At 46.4% G+C, this 19958-nt stretch carries 23 protein-coding genes; 6 read left to right on the forward strand and 17 right to left on the reverse strand.

Annotation, left to right across the window (positions count from 1 at the left end; genetic code table 11):
• Positions 1–53 precede the first annotated feature (53 nt).
• Genes A4U59_RS07540 through A4U59_RS07585 form a run of 11 tightly spaced genes read right to left on the reverse strand, consistent with a single transcriptional unit; the run spans position 54 to position 7456 of the window.
• Complete coding sequence (locus tag A4U59_RS07540) at positions 54–554, reverse strand: TlpA family protein disulfide reductase (protein WP_070120486.1); 501 nt, start codon at positions 552–554, stop codon at positions 54–56.
• A 16-nt stretch (positions 555–570) separates the two neighbouring features.
• Positions 571–702 carry a CcmD family protein gene (locus tag A4U59_RS20840; protein ID WP_083270733.1) on the reverse strand — a complete coding sequence of 44 codons (132 nt, stop codon included), beginning with the start codon at positions 700–702 and terminating at the stop codon, positions 571–573.
• Between the two features lie 19 nt (positions 703–721).
• Positions 722–1432 carry a cytochrome c biogenesis protein gene (locus tag A4U59_RS07545; protein WP_070120487.1) on the reverse strand — a complete coding sequence of 237 codons (711 nt, stop codon included), beginning with the start codon at positions 1430–1432 and terminating at the stop codon, positions 722–724.
• On the reverse strand, positions 1429–2115 hold the full coding sequence (locus A4U59_RS07550; protein ID WP_070120488.1) for a heme exporter protein CcmB: 687 nt from the start codon (positions 2113–2115) through the stop codon (positions 1429–1431). Before A4U59_RS07550 ends, A4U59_RS07545 begins: the two co-directional genes overlap by 4 nt.
• Complete coding sequence (ccmA, locus tag A4U59_RS07555) at positions 2103–2801, reverse strand: heme ABC exporter ATP-binding protein CcmA (protein ID WP_070120489.1); 699 nt, start codon at positions 2799–2801, stop codon at positions 2103–2105. Before ccmA ends, A4U59_RS07550 begins: the two co-directional genes overlap by 13 nt.
• Positions 2802–2817: 16 nt before the next feature.
• Entirely contained in the window at positions 2818–3159 is a 342-nt protein-coding gene (locus A4U59_RS07560; RefSeq protein WP_070120490.1) for a hypothetical protein, read from the reverse strand.
• 2 nt (positions 3160–3161) lie between these two features.
• Positions 3162–3515, reverse strand: a complete 354-nt coding sequence (locus A4U59_RS07565) for a hypothetical protein (RefSeq protein WP_070120491.1) — start codon at positions 3513–3515, stop codon at positions 3162–3164.
• A 14-nt stretch (positions 3516–3529) separates the two neighbouring features.
• Entirely contained in the window at positions 3530–4009 is a 480-nt protein-coding gene (locus A4U59_RS07570) for a cytochrome c-type biogenesis protein CcmH (protein WP_070120492.1), read from the reverse strand.
• A 5-nt stretch (positions 4010–4014) separates the two neighbouring features.
• Entirely contained in the window at positions 4015–5997 is a 1983-nt protein-coding gene (locus A4U59_RS07575) for a heme lyase CcmF/NrfE family subunit (RefSeq protein WP_070120493.1), read from the reverse strand.
• Positions 5998–6018: 21 nt separating this feature from the next.
• Positions 6019–6471, reverse strand: a complete 453-nt coding sequence (locus A4U59_RS07580) for a cytochrome c maturation protein CcmE (protein WP_070120494.1) — start codon at positions 6469–6471, stop codon at positions 6019–6021.
• A complete protein-coding gene (locus A4U59_RS07585) occupies positions 6464–7456 on the reverse strand; it encodes a hypothetical protein (RefSeq protein ID WP_070120495.1) in 993 nt (330 codons plus the stop codon). The genes A4U59_RS07580 and A4U59_RS07585 overlap by 8 nt, the downstream gene beginning before the upstream one ends.
• A 708-nt stretch (positions 7457–8164) precedes the next feature.
• Between A4U59_RS07585 and A4U59_RS21045 the strand changes: the two genes are divergently transcribed.
• The 4 genes from A4U59_RS21045 to A4U59_RS07600 all read left to right on the forward strand — a co-directional run bounded on the left by A4U59_RS21045 (position 8165) and on the right by A4U59_RS07600 (position 11287).
• On the forward strand, positions 8165–8305 hold the full coding sequence (locus tag A4U59_RS21045; protein WP_106406308.1) for a cytochrome c oxidase subunit 2A: 141 nt from the start codon (positions 8165–8167) through the stop codon (positions 8303–8305).
• A gap of 18 nt (positions 8306–8323) precedes the next feature.
• Complete coding sequence (locus tag A4U59_RS07590) at positions 8324–8806, forward strand: cytochrome c oxidase subunit II (protein WP_070120496.1); 483 nt, start codon at positions 8324–8326, stop codon at positions 8804–8806.
• 18 nt (positions 8807–8824) lie between these two features.
• Positions 8825–10525, forward strand: a complete 1701-nt coding sequence (locus A4U59_RS07595; RefSeq protein WP_083270736.1) for a b(o/a)3-type cytochrome-c oxidase subunit 1 — start codon at positions 8825–8827, stop codon at positions 10523–10525.
• 219 nt (positions 10526–10744) lie between these two features.
• Positions 10745–11287: a hypothetical protein gene (locus tag A4U59_RS07600; RefSeq protein WP_070120497.1), complete on the forward strand. Its 543-nt coding sequence runs from the start codon at positions 10745–10747 to the stop codon at positions 11285–11287.
• Positions 11288–11790: 503 nt separating this feature from the next.
• Here the strand turns inward: A4U59_RS07600 and A4U59_RS07605 are convergent.
• Both A4U59_RS07605 and A4U59_RS07610 read right to left on the reverse strand, forming a co-directional pair.
• A complete protein-coding gene (locus A4U59_RS07605) occupies positions 11791–12816 on the reverse strand; it encodes an ABC transporter permease (RefSeq protein WP_070120498.1) in 1026 nt (341 codons plus the stop codon).
• Positions 12813–13541: an ABC transporter ATP-binding protein gene (locus tag A4U59_RS07610; protein WP_070120499.1), complete on the reverse strand. Its 729-nt coding sequence runs from the start codon at positions 13539–13541 to the stop codon at positions 12813–12815. The genes A4U59_RS07605 and A4U59_RS07610 overlap by 4 nt, the downstream gene beginning before the upstream one ends.
• A 273-nt stretch (positions 13542–13814) precedes the next feature.
• On the opposite strand from A4U59_RS07610, the gene ggt reads away from it, so the two are divergent.
• A complete protein-coding gene (gene ggt, locus A4U59_RS07615; protein WP_070120500.1) occupies positions 13815–15512 on the forward strand; it encodes a gamma-glutamyltransferase in 1698 nt (565 codons plus the stop codon).
• 121 nt (positions 15513–15633) lie between these two features.
• Here ggt and A4U59_RS07620 read toward each other — a convergent pair whose 3' ends face one another.
• The 4 genes from A4U59_RS07620 to A4U59_RS07635 form a co-directional block, all read right to left on the reverse strand.
• Positions 15634–16149 carry an LURP-one-related family protein gene (locus A4U59_RS07620; protein WP_245680516.1) on the reverse strand — a complete coding sequence of 172 codons (516 nt, stop codon included), beginning with the start codon at positions 16147–16149 and terminating at the stop codon, positions 15634–15636.
• A gap of 202 nt (positions 16150–16351) precedes the next feature.
• Positions 16352–17494, reverse strand: a complete 1143-nt coding sequence (locus tag A4U59_RS07625; RefSeq protein ID WP_070120506.1) for a trans-sulfuration enzyme family protein — start codon at positions 17492–17494, stop codon at positions 16352–16354.
• Positions 17495–17632: 138 nt separating this feature from the next.
• A complete protein-coding gene (locus tag A4U59_RS07630) occupies positions 17633–18181 on the reverse strand; it encodes a flavodoxin domain-containing protein (protein ID WP_070120501.1) in 549 nt (182 codons plus the stop codon).
• Positions 18182–18441: 260 nt separating this feature from the next.
• A complete protein-coding gene (locus A4U59_RS07635) occupies positions 18442–18957 on the reverse strand; it encodes a flavodoxin domain-containing protein (protein WP_070120502.1) in 516 nt (171 codons plus the stop codon).
• A gap of 174 nt (positions 18958–19131) precedes the next feature.
• Between A4U59_RS07635 and A4U59_RS07640 the strand changes: the two genes are divergently transcribed.
• Positions 19132–19680, forward strand: coding sequence for a GNAT family N-acetyltransferase (locus A4U59_RS07640; RefSeq protein ID WP_070120503.1), 549 nt, complete (start codon positions 19132–19134; stop codon positions 19678–19680).
• Positions 19681–19958: the final 278 nt, after the last annotated feature.

The raw sequence follows: 19958 nt of genomic DNA on the forward strand, positions 1-19958 counted from the left end.
TCTCCATGTGTATGTGATACGGACAGGCAAAAGGATGCCAGCCCGTTTCACCGCTACTTCAAGCCCTGAATCATTTCAATTAGTTTTTCCTTTGTCGTCGGCCCCGTGAATCTTTCCTGAATGATGCCGTCTTCATCAATGATGATCGTTTCCGGCTGGCCTATGACGTTATAGTCTGAAGAAACCTTTTCCCTTGTATCAAGCAAATATGGAAGTTCAGAACCGGATTTCTCAATATATCCTGCGATCCGCCGCTTTGTTTCCCCTTTGGCGATGATCAATAGTTCTGCACCCTCAAACTCTCTGCCGAACGCCTCCAATTCCGGTGCTTCATCGATGCATGGCTCGCACCAGGTTGCAAAAAAATTCAACACTACCTTTTGGCCCTGGAATTCAGAGAGTGTGACTGTATTTCCATCCGTATCCTGAAGGGCAAAATCAGGCGCTTTCTCACCTGGTGCAGCAAGCGCCTCTGTTTTAAGCCCGGTGACGAGCACCCAGACAAGCGCAGAAGCCAATACGAGGACAACGACCGGCACTAACCGTTTTTTCATAACGCATCCCCTTCACTTACATTTCTGAATTCCATTCTTCGAGCAATTGCATATCCTTTTTCAGCTGGTTCTGCCTGCGGCTGAGCAGGAACAGGTAACTTGCGATAAGCCCCCAGATTACGGTATACGCAGCAAATAAATAAGTCATAATGAATTCCTCCTTTGTGTTATCCTGCAAGCTTTGTGAACACTTTTTGCTTTTTCTCTTTCAAAACAAGGCGCATCTTTTCGATTTCAATTCCTTTTTGCATTAAAACGGCATACAAGACGGTGATTGTGAATGTGCAAAACAGCAGTGTGAAAAGCATCTCAGGTTCAACGCCCCCGCCTGAACCGCTTTTGCCTTCCCCGAACACAACCGGGTGAAGCTTTGAGTTCCACCAGCGGATCGACATGTATACAATCGGGACATTCAAAAACCCGATGATTCCGAATACCGCTGAGAGACGGGCGATTTTATCCCATGAACCTTCCATGTTGCGCACAAACAAGTACGCGACAAAAATGAACCATAAGATGAGCGTCGTCGTAAGCCTCGGTTCCCATGTCCACCACGTATTCCAGGCCGTCTTGCCCCAGATCATCCCGGTGATGAGTGTCACCGTCGTGAACAGGGTTCCGATTTCAGCCGATACCCCCGCGGCGATATGCCGCATTCTCGTCGGTTTAATCAATGTCAGCACACCCAAGACAGCGACGACGAAAAAGGAAAGAAAAGCGACCTGGGCACCAGCGACATGGAAATAAAAGATCTTCTGGGCAGGACCCATCACTTTTTCAACCGGGGACCAGATAAAGACAAGATAAAGGGCGATAAAGACGAGCGGCACCAGCAGGTAAACGAGTGACCGGTTGACAGCCCCTATGAAAGCTTTCATTTTGTACCCTCCATTACGTAATCAAATAAGAAAAAACAAACAGCGAAAAACAATAAATCATATCCAGCCAGAAGCTGCAGCCAGGAGATGCATTCACTTACGCTTCCTTCTTCAAGAACAATTCTTGTCGCCTGTACAGCACCGATCATAAGCGGGCTTAACAGCGGAAGCATTAGAACCGGCAGCAGCATTTCACTGTTTTTGGCATTGGCAGCAAGGGCCGCCAGAAACGTACCGACGGTTATAAAACCGAAAGTGGCTGTTGCGATAACGAGCAGAAACAGTAGAAAATGGGCATTGAACTGATAGTTAAAAAGAATGAATAGCGCAGGAATGCTGACCGCCTGTACTGTTGCCACCAGAACAAGATTAGCAGCCGTTTTACCGAGAAAAATACTCGATGCATCTATTGGTGCCACTCTTAATCCCGTCAGGCATCCATTTTCCTGTTCCTGGACAAACGAGCGGTTTAGCCCGAGGATGCCCGAGAAAATCGTAATGACCCAAATCAAACCCGGCACAACCGTTTGAACCGCATTTTGTGTCGGGTCAAACGCAAAGCTGAAAATGACAATGATCAGAATGGAAAAGATGAGCATCATGCCGACTGTCTGCTTTGATTTTATTTCATTCCGGATATCCTTTCCTGCTATTGTATAAGCATCCCGTACTATCGTAAGCATGCTTCACCCACCGCCTCCCGGTAGTACCCGTAAATCGATTCTGCGCCCTTGATATCCCCGGCTATCTTCCCTTTGTTCAAGATGAGGAACCTGCCGCAAATCCGCTCAGCGTGCTCAAAATCATGGGTTACAAGCATGATTGTTTTGCCATTTTGCCGCTTTTCTGCGACAATTTCGTTTAGAAAAGCGGCAGCCTCCTGATCAAGGCCGGTATGCGGCTCGTCAAGCAGCAGGATATCCGGATCGGTGAGCAGAACTCTAGCAATGGCCAGGCGCTGCGTCATCCCTCTTGAGAAAGAATGGATCGGCACGTCTCTGAAATAATGCAATCCGACTTCTTTCAACACATTTGCAGCCCGCTCTTTGAGCCTGTCCATTTTATAGAGTTTTCCATAAAACATCAGATTCTCGAGCGGCGTCAGCTTCCCGTACAAAAAGGACTCATGGCCGAGATAGCCGATTTTGCGGGCGAGTGCGATACGATCCTTCCCAAAGGTTTTGCCGTCGACAAGCACTTCTCCATCTGTCGGTTTCATCAGACCTGCAATGCACTTGAAAGCGGTGCTTTTCCCTGTCCCGTTCGGCCCGAGTAACGCCACGCTTTCTCCCTGTTCGACGGAAAAAGTAAGACCTCGCAATATTAATTTGTCGCCAAGCATTTTGGACATGTTGTTCACTTCCAGCATTGCTCTCACTCTTTCATTACAGGTATTGTTGTAAATCATCCCTGACTTTTTTCATCAATTCCTCGTGCTTTTGGACCTCAGCTTCATAGTCTTCCAAAGACAGCTCTCCCCGCTTTCGTCTTAAATCAAGGGATTTCATTTGTTCATGGATCACTTGTTTGCGATGAAGCAGGTGCTGAAACATAGACTCATCCGCATCGGGTTCAACTGTGCCGTTTCTCTTTTTCATAAAGAAAAATAGAATTCCCGCTACCGTTGCTGCTGCAAGCGTATAATGAGGATTCAGCATGTTCAGAAGCGGTGTGTCATACCAGAACGAGATCATCCATTCAGGATGGAGAGGCGGAAGGGTATTCATTGTTATCCCCTGCCTCCCCTGATTTTCTGAAGTTCCTTCAGAATCTCTTCATCAACAGGCACTGTCCCGCCGGCCGCTTCCTTTTGTCGGCGGTTTGCCGGCCTGTTCCCTTTGAGCTGGCCTGATGCAAGATTGTAATACTGTTGTTTCATCTCTTCAAAATCCTCTTTTGAAATCTTTTTCATTAAATAGTCCATTTCAGCTTCATTGATTGATTCATAGATTAATTCAAGAGACACGCTTTCCCCTTCATTTGAGGCTGCCGCTGTTTTTCCCTGAGTGAAGAACGGGGCAATCACAAAGTAAAAGCATGTAATGATAACGAGTGAACCTGACACCATGTACACAGCATCCATTTATACTCCCCCTTTCAAAACCGTTTCCGCCGTTCTTCTTCAATTGTTTGATAGATGATTGTTGCTTCAGTATCATCTTTCTGATCGTCAATCTGATTGTTGATATTTCCCTTGCCGGTTTTGCGGATGAACTTCCGTAAGCCGATGACAAGAATAGCACCCCCTGCGATAGCTCCTGCGGCAGGCATAAGCCAGGCAAGAAGGCCGGACCCCGCCGTGTCAGGCGTTTTCAAAGCAGATTGCCCATATTCGCTCACATAGGAATCAATGATTTCTTTATCGGTCATGCCTTCTTCGAGCATCTCGATGACCTCGTCGAAATATACATTTTTTACAGAACATGTTGACAGTTCATGGTCTGAATGCCCCTGCATATCAAGCTGTTCGACAACCGTTTTAAACTCTATTGAATTGTAAGTGAATCCTTCACCATAAACGGTCCCTGCTGACGATACGATGAAAATCAGAATTAGGGTCAATACACTTTTTTTCATTGTCATCACCTGCTTTGAAACTGGGTTAAGCGATTTATTTTGAACCGGGCTGCAGTTTTCCCGCCAAACAGTGCGATGAGCGTACCCATTGTCATAACAGCCCCTCCGAGCCAGATCCAGCTGACGAACGGATTCACCTTCACTTGCAATGTGGCGTTCTCTTGATTTTCCCAGGAGCTCAGTACAACATATAAATCTTCACGCCAGTTAGATTTAAGGGCGACTTCAGTTGACGGTTCGGGCCATGTTTCATAAAAGATTTTCTCGGGCTTGACACTGCCCATCTCTTTCCCTTTGAACGTGACAGCCATGTTGGCATAAACGATTCCATTATTGTTTTCTCGGCGTTCCGCGAGTCCTTCAAACGTCAACTCATAGTCACCGATTGCAATTCTTTCACCTTTTCCCACCGTATGGATTTCTTCCTGTTCATACGTACTGGAAGCAATGACCCCGATTGCAATCAGGGCAATTCCGATGTGGACGACATAACCGCCGTAACGGCGCTGATTCTTTTTGAACAGCTTGTAAAATGCAGCCGCATAATTCTCTCCTGTCGCTTTCCGCCTTGCTTTTGTGCCCGTCCAGAACTCCAGAATGTGGGCGAAAACCATATAAGCAACTGCAGTGAAGCCAATAATGGCATAGATGCCGTTCAGCTTCATGAAAATGGCCAGCCCGATCCCAGCCGCCGCCGCAAGGATCAGCGGAACAGCCGTCGTTTTCGCGAATTTCTTTACGGCCGCTTTGTGCCACGGCAGGAGCGGGGATACCGCCATCAATAGAATCAGTCCGAGCATGATCGGAGCCATCACTTTATTGAAATATGGAGCTCCGACATTCACCTTTGTGCCGGTGACGGCTTCAGAGATGAGCGGATACATCGTCCCCCAGAGAACCGCAAAGGCTGCTGCAAGAAAAATCATGTTATTCAGCAGAAAGCTGCTTTCCTTAGAAAAATAGGATTCAATTGGTGTGCTTTCACTTTTGATCAGCTGATAGCGGCTGCCGACAATGTACAGCGAAAACAGCATCATAAATGCCATGAAAATCAGGAAGTAAGCGCCAAGGTTTTTATTTGTGAACGCATGGACACTTGTCAAAATCCCGCTTCTGACCAGGAATGTTCCAAACAGTGTAAGCAAGTAAGAGATGACAATCAGGCTGATGTTCCAAATCTTCAGCATGTTCTTCCGCTCCTGGATCATGACCGAGTGCAGGAAGGCTGATACAGTAAGCCAGGGGAGGAATGATGCATTTTCAACAGGGTCCCATGCCCAGTAGCCGCCCCAGCCAAGTTCAAGATACGCCCACCAGCCGCCGACGATATTTCCGATTGTCAGAAAAAGCCAGGCTGTCAGTGTCCACTTTCTTGTCAGTTTGATCCACTCTGCATCCATCCGTTTCATCATTAGCGCGGCAAGACCGAACGCAAACGGAACAGCCAGGCCTACATATCCGAGATAAAGCGCTACAGGGTGGATGATCATGCCCGGATTCTGCAGCATCGGGTTGAGCCCTTTGCCATCGGGAGGGATCGTATCTGTCATTGCAAATGGATTGGCATTCACCAGCATGACAAGGTAGAAAAACAGCATGTTCATGCACAAAATAATCGAGACGTACGGAATCATTTGATTGTTTTTATTCCTGGAGTAAACGACGATTGCACCGTACAAGCTGAGCAGCAACGTCCACAATAACAGGGACCCTTCATTGCCCGCCCAAAAAGCGGTCAGTTTGTATACAAGCGGTAAATCAACATTCGTATAAGAAGCAACATATTTATATTGGAACTGGCTTGTCCCAAGCAGATAAAGGAGCCCAAAGGAGGCGATGCTCCCGACAAATGCCAGAGAAAGAACTCCTCCTCTTGCACTTTCAATCCATTTCCTGCTTTTTGTCCTGAGACCGATTATATTTGCCGCTATACAATAAAGGGATAAAACAACCCCGAGAACGAGCGTGATGTTGCCTAACAAATACATTTCTGCACCTCCTGGCGCCTTTTAAGAATTTTCATCGCTGCTGTAAATTTCTTTATGCATATCTTCGTCGTAATCTTCCATATCTTCGCCCTCATACTTGGAAGGGCATTTCGTCTGTACCTTTTCAGCCACAAAGACACCATTTTTCTCAAGCTTTCCTTCCACAATGACAATTACTTCAGCAGAAAAGTTATCAGGCTTGACGCCGTTGTAAGTGATATCGAGCGTTTCATCCGTATTCTGGTCAATCAATTCAAAATCAAGTTGGATCTTCCCGGCGTCCCACTTTACCGAGTCTTCATTCAGGAGACCCTGTGTCAGGACAAAATGGCCTGTATATTCCGACCGGTTTTGACTCAATTCACTGACGGTCACTTCTTTACTGCCGGCACTCGGCATTGTTGAAAACAGCATGATCATGACAGCCGCTGCGACAAGCGAAAATCCGAATATCAGTTTAGTGTTTTTACTCATGATTTGACCCTCCCAGTCTTTTTAACAGTTCTTCATATTCTTGATGGCTAATCTTCTCTTCGGCAAGCATGGCACGAAGCTGGCGCCTTTTCTCCGCAAGTTCATTGCTTTTTCCCTTTGGGCTGCCTTTTCTATGTGAGGGGCGCTTTCGCTTTTTCAATAAAAGGACGAGAACTCCGCCTGAAACGACCGTTGTTGCACCGACGGCCCCAAATACCCAGCCAGTCGGCATTGTTTCATTTGGCTTTACCGTTGTGACCTTTGCACTGTCCCCTGCCATATCTTCCATCAATTCCATCGTTGTCTTCGTTGTGCTCCGCGTGTAAGAAAGGTTGAAAGATTTCTTTTCTTTAGGTTCAATCCCCTGGTACTGATAAATGAACATGTTCATTCCGTATGGATTTTCCTGGTGAATTTCCGGTGCTGGATCGAGTTTCATCTCTCCCGACTTCAATGGTTCCAAAAAAATGATGTTCAGTAGGCCGATGTCTGCAAAACTTTCAAAAGAATAAGCGAGTTCTTTTTTATCACCCTGAACGGTTAAAGGATTGATATAAAACTCAACTACAAACTTATACAAATCGCCTGGCTGTATTTTCTCCGTCGTCGTCCATGATAGAACTCCATTCTTTTTATCCAGTGAGTATTCAATTTCGGTCATCTCCTGCAGATCGCTTGAATAATCCGCCACAAAACCGATTTTGAAGTTTTTTTCGCCAATCGGTAGCGGAAGCTGAACCTTCCCTTTTTGCGCTTGGTCTGACGTATTCATCAACGTGCCGTGATACCCGATTAAGACGGCAGGTTCCGACCGTTTCTTATCTTTTGGGTGATATGCGTATTCAGGCATGACCTGTACAGACAATTCTTCCATCTGCAGAATGCCGCCGGCATCTTGTTTTTCAGCAGTTACAGTAAAAGGCTGACTGGTCGCCAGCAAAAAGGTAACAATAATTGCGGCCAACCGCTTATTCTTAAAGTTCATTTCCATGTCCCCTTTTTAAAATCATGATAGGAAGTCGAATTACCATACGTTGGCAACTTTGTTACCTTAGTTTTACTTTTTTGTGACGCTCATAACTGTGATATGTATCACACATATTTGGCAGATTTGTATCGTTTGTGAACAGGAGGGCTTTCCGGAGCCGTCGCAGTGTTGAAAAACACTGATGAGACAAGGTACAGCAGCGTTCTTGAATGAATTGTGAACTTTTGAACAAGACCAAAGGCGGATTGCTGCTTATGTTATGGATGTGATATTGAACCCTTAACACCTGGCGGTGAAATACCTGGTGAAGGGATAATGGACCCGGTTTTTCCGAGAGAATCTTTCAGAATGGGATTCCCCATCAGGACCATGCCATATCATTACCTTTTCTCGCCGAAAAACCACTTTTCCGCACCGTTCCCTGATCCCACGGCTACATGCCCGGAGTGCTGATAAAGCCCTTATCAACAATCCCCTCCAAAAATTGTTGCTTTATACCGTCCTCTAATTGGACTGGCACGGAATCTCAATATGTTTCTTTAAAACTGCATTTGCTAATGTCAAAAGCTATCATTATTTCCTCTCATCATTTCCGGGCAGGCATAGAATTGTCCTGATGGCGAAACGGCCTGTGTATAAACAGGTGCAGAAACTGTCAATACTGGTTGCTGGCTTTATTTTTATACCTGAAGGAAGGTGCACGGTGTGAATAAACAGACGGATCATGATAAACAAGCAAAATACGAAGAAAGATTGAAAGGAACATTTGCAGGGGTCTTCATGATTGGTGCTTCGATTTTACTGTTATGGCTGGCAGCATTTTACCTGTATACTGACAGGCTTTAAGAAAGGAGAAAACTCACAATGATTCATATGCCTAAATATGAAAAAATCTGGATGGCAGTCGGAACCGGTTCTCTTATTCTATTTCTAATCGTACTTGGCATTATGGCAGGCTGGATGGGATTGAATCCATCAGATGGAATGGAAACAACAGTAGAACCGGAAAATGTTGAATCGACTGCGCCTTTTAATGACCCGGGGCTGAAACAAATCGGACCGAATGAGTATGAGGCGACGATCGTTTCATATATTTTCGGCTACACCCCAAATCAAATAACGATTCCCGAGGGTGCGACCGTCCATTTTAAAATTACAAGCAAGGATATCGTCCATGGATTTTTTGTGCCGGGTACGACGACAAATTTGATGGCTTTGCCGGGACATATCTCAGAGTACACACAGACATTTGATAAAGCTGGTGAATATCGGTTCATTTGCCATGAATATTGCGGCATCGGCCATCAGGTGATGTATGGAAGCATCATTGTTGAAGGGAAAGCATAACGAAAGGGGAATGAAACAATGAGTAAAACGGAATTCGGAGTTGAAGGCGGAGGAGAAAAAGCAGCTTTGACCGATTTCGAGTTTGAGCGCAAAGATACCAGGCTGATTCTTGCCCACCTCGTGTTTTCTTTTGCAGCCGTGCTCCTCGGGGCGCTCGCCGGCCTTCTACAGGTCATGCAGCGGAGCGGATGGATTGAATTGCCTCCGTGGCTCACCTATTATCAGCTGCTGACGGCGCACGGCGTTCTGCTCGCACTCGTTTTCACGACATTTTTTATTGTGGGCTATTTATTTTCAGGGGTGGCCCGTACGCTGGATGGCAAGCTGTCACCTGGTGCACGTATGCTGGGCTGGATTGGCTTCTACATGATGGCGGTCGGAACCATCATGGCGACCATCATGATTCTTGCCAATGAGGCGACCGTTTTGTATACCTTTTATGCACCGATGAAAGCATCTCCGTGGTTTTATGTAGGCGCCGCACTCCTAATTGTGGGGAGCTGGTTCAGCGCGTTTGGCATCTTTGCGGCGTACATCCGCTGGCGGCGGACACGTAAGAAACATTCCTCGCCTCTGTTTGCCTATATGGCGGTCGCCACGATGATCTTATGGCTGCATGCCAGCCTTGCTGTGGCGGTGGAGGTCGTATTTCAGCTCATCCCATGGTCGTTCGGCCTGGTTGATCGTGTGGATGTGGGCTTAAGCAGAGCACTATTCTGGTATTTCGGGCACGCACTCGTATATTTCTGGCTGCTGCCTGCCTATATTTACTGGTATGTGAATATCCCGCAGATTGTAGGCGGGAAAATTTTCAGCAATTCCTTGCCGCGGTTGACGTTCATCCTGTTTATCCTATTCTCGGTACCTGTCGGCTTTCATCACCAGTTGAATGAACCGGGCATTGAATCGTTCTGGAAGTTTTTACAGGTGGTATTAACGATGGCTGTTGTCATCCCATCCTTGCTGACGGCTTTCTCCCTGCTTGCCACATTTGAACTTGCAGGGCGCTCAAAGGGCGGAAAAGGGCTGTTCGGCTGGGTCAAAAAGATGCCGTGGAAGGATGCGCGTTTCTTTGCGGCGGCGATGGGCATGCTCATTTTCATTCCGGCAGGTGCCGGCGGAATCATTAACGCCAGCTACCAGCTGAACCAGATTGTCCATAACACGTGGTGGGTGACAGGGCATTTCCATCTCACCCTGGCCTCCACGGTATTGCTCACTTTTTTTGCCATAACCTATTGGCTGATCCCCGTCTTGACGAGAAGGGAATTTACGAAGCAGTTAAATAAATTGGCAATCGTCCAATCCATTATTTGGGCAGTCGGGATGCTCCTAATGGGAGGCATAATGCACATTGTCGGCCTGCAGGGAGCACCGCGGCGGAGCAGCTATTCCACATACGGAGACCATGAACTGGCACTCAGCTGGATATCTTACAACCAGGTGATTGCAGTTGGTGGCATCCTGCTCTTCATCGCCATCTTGCTCGTATTGTACATCTGGGCGAACCTGCTGTTTTTCGCGCCAAAAACAGATGAAACGATTGAATACCCGATCGGCGTGATAAACGAACAAGCCGAGCACCCGCCAAGAATCCTTGAACGGTGGTCCGTCTGGATCGGTGTGTCGATTGCTCTTGTCCTGCTTGCATACACGATACCAATTTACCAGATGTTTATGCATGATCCGCCTGGATCACTGCCATACAAAAGCTGGTAACAACAGACCAAAACCCAAAAACAGCCCGCTGAACAAAAGGTTCGGCGGGCTGTTTCTTTACGGCATAATAATATAATAAATGTGCAAAAGAACAAAATTCCAGTTATTATTAAATAAATTGAAACCATTGGTGCCTGGCAATTGCCAGGCACCAAATGGTAAACTTAACAAACAGGAAACGCTTAAACTGATTAAAAAGCACCATGAGGATGTTGCGTGATGAAACAGGAGTTATTGATATTGGCTGCTGCAGCGGTGATAGGGGCTTCGTTATATTGGTATACGGGGCAGCAGTCCTGCACGATTGCTGCAGGGTATGCAACGCCGCAGCAGGCAGCAGAACAGATTTTTGACGGAGAATGGTCCATCCCGATGCAGGAGGTCATTCACACATATGTCAATGAAAAAGGGACAAGTGCTTTTGTTTTCTTTTACAGCCAAATGAATGAACCGCATGATTATCTAGGTATCGCCCAGGCATCTAAAACCGACGAGGGCTGGGTGATTTCGGACGTATCCGGGGCAGGGCATCTAAATCCTGCCAATACCGGAAACGAGACGATATCGTTCGAAAATCCAGCGGTCCTGACGGGTCTCGCCCCAGACGGAGCTGCTTCTGTGAGGAGCAAAGACACAGCAGCACAAATGATCGAGCTTCCGGGTAAGCCAGTTAACATCTGGTATGTCCCGGAATCCGACAGTAAAAATGCAGCGGAAGGCCGCTATCGATTTTATGATGCAAATGACGATCCCATTCATTAGGGCATGCCTGAAAACCAAATCAACTCAGTTCATGATTCATAGATGGAAAACGTAAAATAGCAGACAAATTAACAGGCGGATCCAGTTAGGAATCCGCCTGTTAATTTTGTTATGGTGAAAGCTGAATGAAGTACTGTTAGTTTTAAAACAGGGAATTGATTTCTGCGGCAGGTACTTACTTTCACGAGGGGCATGAGGGCGACATCCGTCTTGCTGTCCTTAGGTCGCATCTTCTTTGCCGCAAGGCGGGCTGTGAGTTGCTTCTGCGCGGGCTCACTGTCCCGCTGCTCCCGAAGGACATTGAATCTAAATCTCCGAATCTCCCTCCGCTAAGATCATCCGGAGCATTTACATGAATCCACACCCATCAACCGAAATGAACGAAAGTCTTCACACTTACTTTACTTAACTTCAGGGCATTCTAATGGCTAACAGATAATCGCTGTCCGGTCAAATGAAATCTCAGCCGATTAAAAACAAAATGCCAGGCAATTGCCTGGCATTCATATTTTCCGATGCTTTTTTAAGGCCAGGATGTTCAGCAGCATAAAAACAAGTGAGAAGCCAATCAAGACATATAGATCGAGGGCAATGGCTTCCCAGCCTTTTCCGCGTATCATGACTTCCCGCATGGCATCCGCTCCATATGTAAGCGGCATAATTTTACTGAAGCCGGTAAGCCAGTCTGCCATTGTCTCAAGGCTGAACAACCCTGAAAAAAACACTTGCGGCACAATGACAAGGGGAATGAACTGAAACATCTGAAACTCGTTATTAGCAAAAGCGGACAGTAAAGTACCAAGTGTCAGGGCCGTCATAGCGAGCAGAAAAGCGGTAAGCATGACATACCAGATTGATCCGGCCATTAAAATATCAAGCACCTGGACAGAAAACCACGTAATCCAGCCTGCCTGGATTGTGGCAAACAGGCCGAAGCCGGCAATATACCCGGCCACAATCTCCCAGCGGCGGATTGGGGCGGCAAGCATCCGTTCCAATGTTCCCGTTGTCCGTTCCCGTAAAAATGAGACTCCTGATAAAAGAAAGACAAAAAAGAATATGAAAAGTCCGATCAAAACAGGTCCGATATTATCAAAAAGCTCGAGTTCACCTGAACCGTACAAATACTTTACATCAAGTTTTTCCTTCTTCCCGGATGGGTCCATTTCCTGCAATGCTTCCTGCATTGCCATCATTACTGCTGTATTTGCCGAAGGGTCGCTCCCTTCCAGCATGATGCTGAAACGGCTGCCCTCCATTGTCACATATGCATCCAGTTCTGATTCAGAAAGCGCCTCCATTGCTTCTTGCTTATCCACTTCACGGATTTCTGCTCCCGCTTCCTTCAATTGTTCAATTATCCGATCAGGCATATCAGTCACAGCAATTTCCGCATGGTACTCCTCCCCGTTAAATACAAGAGACATCAGCCACAGCACAAAAGCCGGCGCAAGAAACAAAAGCGCAAGGGTTCGTTTATCACGTAAAATTTGCCGTGATATCCGAATAATGAGAGCTCGGATTCTCATTTGGATTCACCTCCATACACAAGAAACGCTTCTTCAATGCTCGAAGTTTTCGTATATGCCATCAATGTTTCCGGCGTACCTGCTGCAATACACTTTCCCTCCCTTACCATACCGAGACGATGGCATTTTGCAGCTTCATCCATTACATGGGTCGTCAGAATGATGGTGGTCCCGTTTCGGCACAGGTCCTCCAGCTTATTCCAGATAGACTGCCTGAGAACCGGATCAATGCCGACCGTCGGTTCATCCAGAATCAAAATGTACGGATGGTGAAGAAGTGCACCGGCGAGCGAAAGCCTCCTTTTCATTCCTCCGGAAAAGTGATGGACTGGTGTGTTCAAGTAATCCTGCAACCCGACAAGCTCTATCATTTCCCGGATTCTTTCTTTCCGGCGTCTTCCGGACAGGCCATATAACCCAGCAAGAAATTCGAGGTTTTCCTGTGCTGTCAACTCCTGATATAAAGCATCAGACTGGGCCATATACCCCAATTTCTTCATCATGTCGAGCTTCGGCATTCCGACTCCCATCACGGTGACCTCGCCTGCTGTCGCTTTCTCAATTCCAGCGACAAGTTTAACGATCGTCGTTTTCCCGGCACCGCTTGGACCGAGCAATCCAAAAATTTCTGATTTCCTGATCGATAAATTAACGTTTGATAAGACTTGCCGTTTTCCATAAACTTTATCGGCATTGGAAACGATAATAATATGATCGTCCGTCACGATATCCCCTTCTTCCTTCCAACGTTTCTGCTGTCATTCACCTGAAAAATTCTGCCGATAGCCTGCTTCACTCTCTATTCTACTCTTGATAATCCGGCGTGGACTTGTATTCCCACTTGAATTTTTTGTGATTTTTGTGTCCTGCAATCCGAATTTGTGACGATTATTACAAATATATCCTTTATTTTTCGTTTTCTGCCTATCTTTTTTCAAAACGCGAAAAATGGGTAAAGATATGATACATTAACGATTTCAATGCAGGAGGACTGAAAAATGCCTAAAAAAATCCTTGCAAAGTATGTTGATAATAAAGATGTCGTACAGTATGCCGCAGGAAAAGATGGAATGGTTTCTGCTTCCCATCCCGAAGCCTCCAAAGCAGGAGCTGACATTCTCCGCAAAGGAGGCAATGCGGTAGATGCAGCGGCAGCTGTTGTATTTGCCCTGAATGTAGCCGAACCGATGATGTCCGGTATCGGCGGAAGCGGGTTTATGATGGTGCATTCAGGTGAAAATGGAAAGACGGTCGTGATTAACGGCCACACGAAAGCACCTAAAGCAGCCCATCCCAAACTTTTCTTCGATGAGAATGACGAAATCATCCCATTCCCCAAAAGATCAACAAGCGGAGATGCAATCGGGGTCCCAGGCACGTTGATGAGCGTCGCAAAAGCAGTGGAAAAATACGGGACGATGTCACTTGCCAATGTGCTTGAACCGGCCATTACGCTTGCTGAAGAAGGGGTTGAGGTGAACTGGGTGCTCGCCCATCATATTGAGTTATTTGAAGAAAGAATGTCAGAAGAAACAAAAAGCCTTTTTTTCCCAAACGGCAAGCCGCTGCAAAAGGGAGATACTCTCGTTCAGAAAGAGCTGGCCAAAACGTTCAGGCTTATTCAGGAGAAAGGCCCTGAAGTCTTTTACAAAGGTGAAATCGCAGAAGCCATCGTCAGCCATGTCCAAAAATGGGGCGGCAAGCTGACGAAAGAAGATATGGCGGATTACGAGGCTACTATCGATGAACCTGTATGGGGCGAATTCATGGAACATCAGATGGCCTCGTGCCCGCCGCCGAGTTCAGGCGGTATAACAACCCTCCAGATTCTTGAAATGCTTGAAAAACTGGACATTGAACAATATAAAGTCGATTCACCAGAAAAATATTATTATTTGAGCGAAGCGATGAGGCTCGCCTTTGCCGACCGAGCGGCTTATATGGGGGATCCCGATTTCAATGACATGCCGATAGAAGGTATGCGCAGTCCTGAATATATTGAAGAGCGGATTAAACTGATCGATCCGGAAAAAAAGAATCCGAATATTGAATTCGGGAATCCGTGGGCTTATCAGGAAGGTGAAAGCGGCAAAATAAACAAGAAGAGGTTCGAACGGCCCTTCGGACAAACAACACATTACGCTGTCGCTGACAAATACGGCAATGTCGTATCCCACACATTGACGCTCGAGCACCCGTTCGGATCCGGTTTCCTCGTCCCTGAATACGGCTTGATGCTTAATAATGAAGTGACGGACTTCGATCCTGAGCCGGGCGGGCCGAACGAAATCGACGGAGGCAAACGGCCATTGAGCAGCAAAACGCCTTCCATCCTGTTCAAAGATGGAAAGCCCGTGCTCGCTGTAGGTTCCCCCGGCGGCCCAACCATTATTGCATCCGTTTCCCAAGTCGTTTTAAATGTGCTTGTTTATGGGATGACCCTGAAAGATGCCATTGATGAGGCACGCATTTATAACGGCGAATACCCGCTCCAAATCTGGGAAGGCGGCATCCCTCTTGAAACAAGGGAGAAATTGAAAGAAAAAGACCACGAATGGGATGAAGAACCGCGCGGCCTCGGCATCGGGAATGTCCAGGGAATTTGGATTGACCATGTACACGGGCTGTTCCATGGTGCCTGTGATATGACCAGACAGGGCATGCCAGTCGGGATAGATGACGAGGATGAATTGTGAATAAAACCCGTTTCTTAAAAAGTTTTGAAAAGCCTTCCTTCCTAAAGAAACGCAGAATCCAATGCTCAGATGTAAAAATCTGAGCATTTCTTTTACCATCCATCCTGCTGCGAATTAAATGCTAATTTGCACCCCCGCCCCCGCTTGCTGCTGCCCGTTTTCGTTTTTGGATTGCGTTCACCCCCATCACGACCGCGATAAGTTCTTCAGTTGTAAGGCGCTCTGATTGATTGGTCAGTTTAAACGCTGATGAAGAAAAAAAGCCGCTGATTTTTTCGAATTTCGCAATCTGTTCCTTTCGTTCATCCATTACCGTGTACTCCATCGAAAAAGCAGGAGATTCGATAAAGTAAAATTCTGCTGAACCGGTTATGTATTCATATGTTTTTTTGAAAAGTGACATTGTCTCTTTTAACTGCCCAAGGTGTTCCCCGTTCCCATTCGTTATTTCCCACTTGCGCGAGAAAAATGGGAACCGTCCTGAGATGACCAGCTTCCCGTTTTCATCAAACACCTCTACACTTGATGAAAACATGCTCTTCAAATCCAATTCGCCGGTTTTTTCTTTTTCAGCCGTGAAAATCTCTGTCCTGCCTGCAGAGAAAAAATTATCTTTAAAGTAGACCGCCATATCCACTGCCAATCACCCCTATCCAATTTTCTGTTCCGGTATGTTTCTACGGATTTACGAAGAAAAAAGTTTCGCATGTCAGGCTATACCCTGTTTCTTGATGGGGATATATGCAGAACCATCCCGGCCTTCGATTATCTCATTTTCATGATTGATTGAACGATAAATAGACAGCCCGAATAAGACTGTCTATTTCCTGAACTTTTCGTTATGCTTCCACCTCAGCAAGCGCCGCCTCAAATTGCGCAGTAATATCGCCCGCTTCCTCAATCCCTGCTGATATCCGCACGACTCTTTCGTTTACACCAATCCGTTCACGCTGTTCATGCGACAGGGCACGGTGTGAAGTCGTCAGCGGATACGATACTGTCGTTTCAACACCCGCAAGAGTTGGAACAATTTTAATCCAGCCTAATGATTTGAAAAATCGGTCCACATCAACATGTTCTTCAAGCTCGATCGTGACAATCGCACCGCGCCCGCGTTCAGATACTTGCTCTGGATAATAAACACGTTTTACATATTCATGTTCCTTTAGGGCTGAAGCAAGCGCTGCAGCATTTTCACATTGTTTTGCCATCCTCAGGGCTAACGTTTTGATGCCTCGCTGGGTCAGCCATGCCTCAAACGGACTTAAATTCGCGCCCAGACTGACAATTTTCTGCCTGGCCAGTTGAATTATCTCGGTTCCGCCGGCAAGCACCCCTGCCGTGACATCACTATGTCCGCCTATGTATTTCGTTGCGCTGTGAACGACCAGGTCAATTCCTTTTCCATAAGGCTGAAGCAAAAAAGGCGTTGCAAACGTATTGTCAACCATCGTCCGCAGCCTGTGCTTTTTACCGGTTTCAACTAAGAATTGTAGGTCTTCCACCCGTAAAAACGGATTTGAAATCGTCTCTGAATACAATAATCTCGTATTTGGCCGAATCGCTGCTTCAACTGCCTGTTTATCCGAAAAGTCAACGAAGGACGCCTCGATGCCGAATTGGCTCAGCTCCCCTGAAAGGAGATGAAACGTCCCGCCATACAGGTCTTCCGCCGCAACAATATGGTCCCCTTGTTGTGTGATCGACAAAATCCCTGCCAAAATCGCTGACATGCCCGATGATGCGGCGGCACCCGCCGGCGCATTTTCAAGTGCCGCGGCAGTTTGTCCCAATTCATCCGGATTCGGATTTCCATTACGTGAATACAGATAAGAGGACTCTCCACTGTAATAAGCTTCGAGTTCCTGCAAGCTATTAAAGGTGAATGCAGATGTCTGGTAAATGGGAGTCGTTTTACTGTTCACCACTTTTTCCTGATCAAACTTCTGATGCACCAATTTGGTCCCAAATGATAATTCCATCGTGATCCTCACTTCCCCGCTAAGCTGTTTTAATAATTGAACCACAGATTTTTGTAAAAAAACAGTCATCGTTTCAGTTTGAAAAACGTAAAAAACCGCCTCTGGCTCCAGACGCGGTTTATTATATGGGATTATCATTTAATGGCTGCCGGCAAATTCATCTTTCCTGCCGTTTTTCAGCTCATTCACTTTATCGATAAGCGGTGCGATATATTCAGGTTTTACAGGCGGATGGCATTTTTCCGCCGTGAAAGCAAAGCCCTTTTGTTTTTTGGCAAAATGGCTGATCAGCTGATTCAGCCAATGGGCAGCTTTATCGGAGAGATCCAGCTCCTTCACGTTCAATCTGCCTGGAAGCGGCAAATAGAACAACCTGTCTGTCACCTGCTGCGGGAGCGATAAGTCATAAAGTTCATGAATAACCGGCTCACCGGGCGATGATGCTGAAACAGCATACACCATTACATTTTTCGTCCTCAACACATCCCAGTGTTCAAGCAGGAATCCCATATCTTTCACCTTGCCGCTGCGTGTGACGGTGCCAAATATGATTGTTTCATAACGGTCAAGCACTGCACGGTCTGCGTCCTCCAGAGCCATCATTTCCGAATCGACCACTTCATGAATCCACTCAGCATACTGCCTGGTCATCCCGTACTTTCTTCTATACAAAATTAATATGTCCAAAGACCGTTTCTCCTCCTCAAACGCAATTTTATGCGACCTCCTGTAATTAGAATACGCATATCCGTTTAAGTCCTATACAACTATTTTAAATTCTCCCGGCAATTTATGCACGGGATATAAACTGTAAAAACCCGGATTTAATCCGGGTTTCAGCTATATACACCTGATTTAAGAGCCAGGTGGTGTATTTTCATCCAATAACACCTTTTGTCTCTTTATTGCAGTGAAGAACAAGAGGTTTCATATATTTCGATGAACGTTTAAAACTGTCCCGTTCTATCGGTTATTTCCGTTAAAAGCGGCTTGAGCATATCCCTTGAGATATCACCATTCTTTCCTGCCGTGTCCTGCGGTTTGATTCCGCCTACAGCGTTCTTCAGCTGTGTGAACCGATACCTGGCTTTATCCTTCCAATCAAGCATTTCATACCGTCTTTCACCAGGAAGCGGATAAAACGCTATCTTTTCAGCCATCCGTTCCGGAAACATTTCCTGATAAAGATGGCAGACCTGCTCCTGGTTCAGCGGCAGGTTTGACACTGCAAATATGATGACATTCTTCATACGGACCCGTGACCAATTGCGCATAATAAAATCACATCCAGGAAGCTTACTCCCCGTACAGCAGGTTCCGAATATGATCGTATCATACTTTTTCAATTCTTCACTCCCGGCCTGCTCAATCGCTTTGACATCGGCAGCAGCAGCTTCACCGAGCCATTCCGCATAACGCTCTATGTCCCCGTACTTATTTTTAAATAAAACCAACGTTTTCACCGGCAAAGCCCCCCGCAATCCAATTTTAATCTGATCCAATTGTATCCAAGATTTGTTAAACAGCTATTAAGCCAATATTAAGGAACCGTTTTATTTTAAAGCAGGCAGGAGAGGGATTCAGGGGCTGATGGTCGAAATAGCATCTGAACTGGAACAGGAAAGGAGGCAAATCCGTTGATAAAACTGGAGCCTTTGTCACGCAGGGACTTCCATATCATAGTGGAATGGAACCGGGAGACATCACCAGAGTTTTTGATCCAGTGGGCCGGCCCTGTTTTTTCATACCCACTTACAGAAAAACAACTGGAAGATTTTTTGTCATCCGGGAGTCAGGAAAAAGATACACCGATGTATTTCTATAAAATTGTGGATGAAGCATCCGGAAAAATGACCGGGATTGCAGAACTGGGCAAAATCGACCTGCAGAACCGCTCGGCACGCATCGGAAGATTTCTCATCAATCAAAAAGATCGCGGTAAAGGAATCGCCGGGCTTGTACTCGAAAAACTGTTTTCTTATGGTTTTACAGAGCTTGGCCTTCATAAAATCACACTGGGTGTGTTCGATTTCAACGAAGCCGCCATTGCCGCCTACGAAAAAGCCGGCATGAAAAAAGACGGCCTTATGCGGGATCATCGCCGTGTCGGTGATGAGTACTGGAGTTTATATGAGATGAGCATTTTAGAAGAGGAATGGCGTGGAAACAGGGATGTAGCTGAATAAAGATGCGGCTGAACTCTGCTGCCTGTAAGGCCCTCTGAAGATATTTAAAAATGCGGGATAGACAAGGGCTGGTTTGGGTTCCTCCGGGAGCAAAAACTGAAGTACGGGTTCCGGCATCATTTGTTTTTGTTCCCGGAATGATGTGCTGTTTTAGGTTATGCATTTTGCGTTGCATTCCCGAAATCAGACTCATCCTTCATTTCCTTTCCAAAACCCGCACACCCCTAAATGACTCCTTCTCCCAGAAATCCCCGATGCGCATTTACTTGAATGAACAC

The sequence above is a fragment of the Bacillus marinisedimentorum genome (assembly GCF_001644195.2).
GTDB classification, from domain to species: domain Bacteria; phylum Bacillota; class Bacilli; order Bacillales; family Bacillaceae_O; genus Bacillus_BL; species Bacillus_BL marinisedimentorum.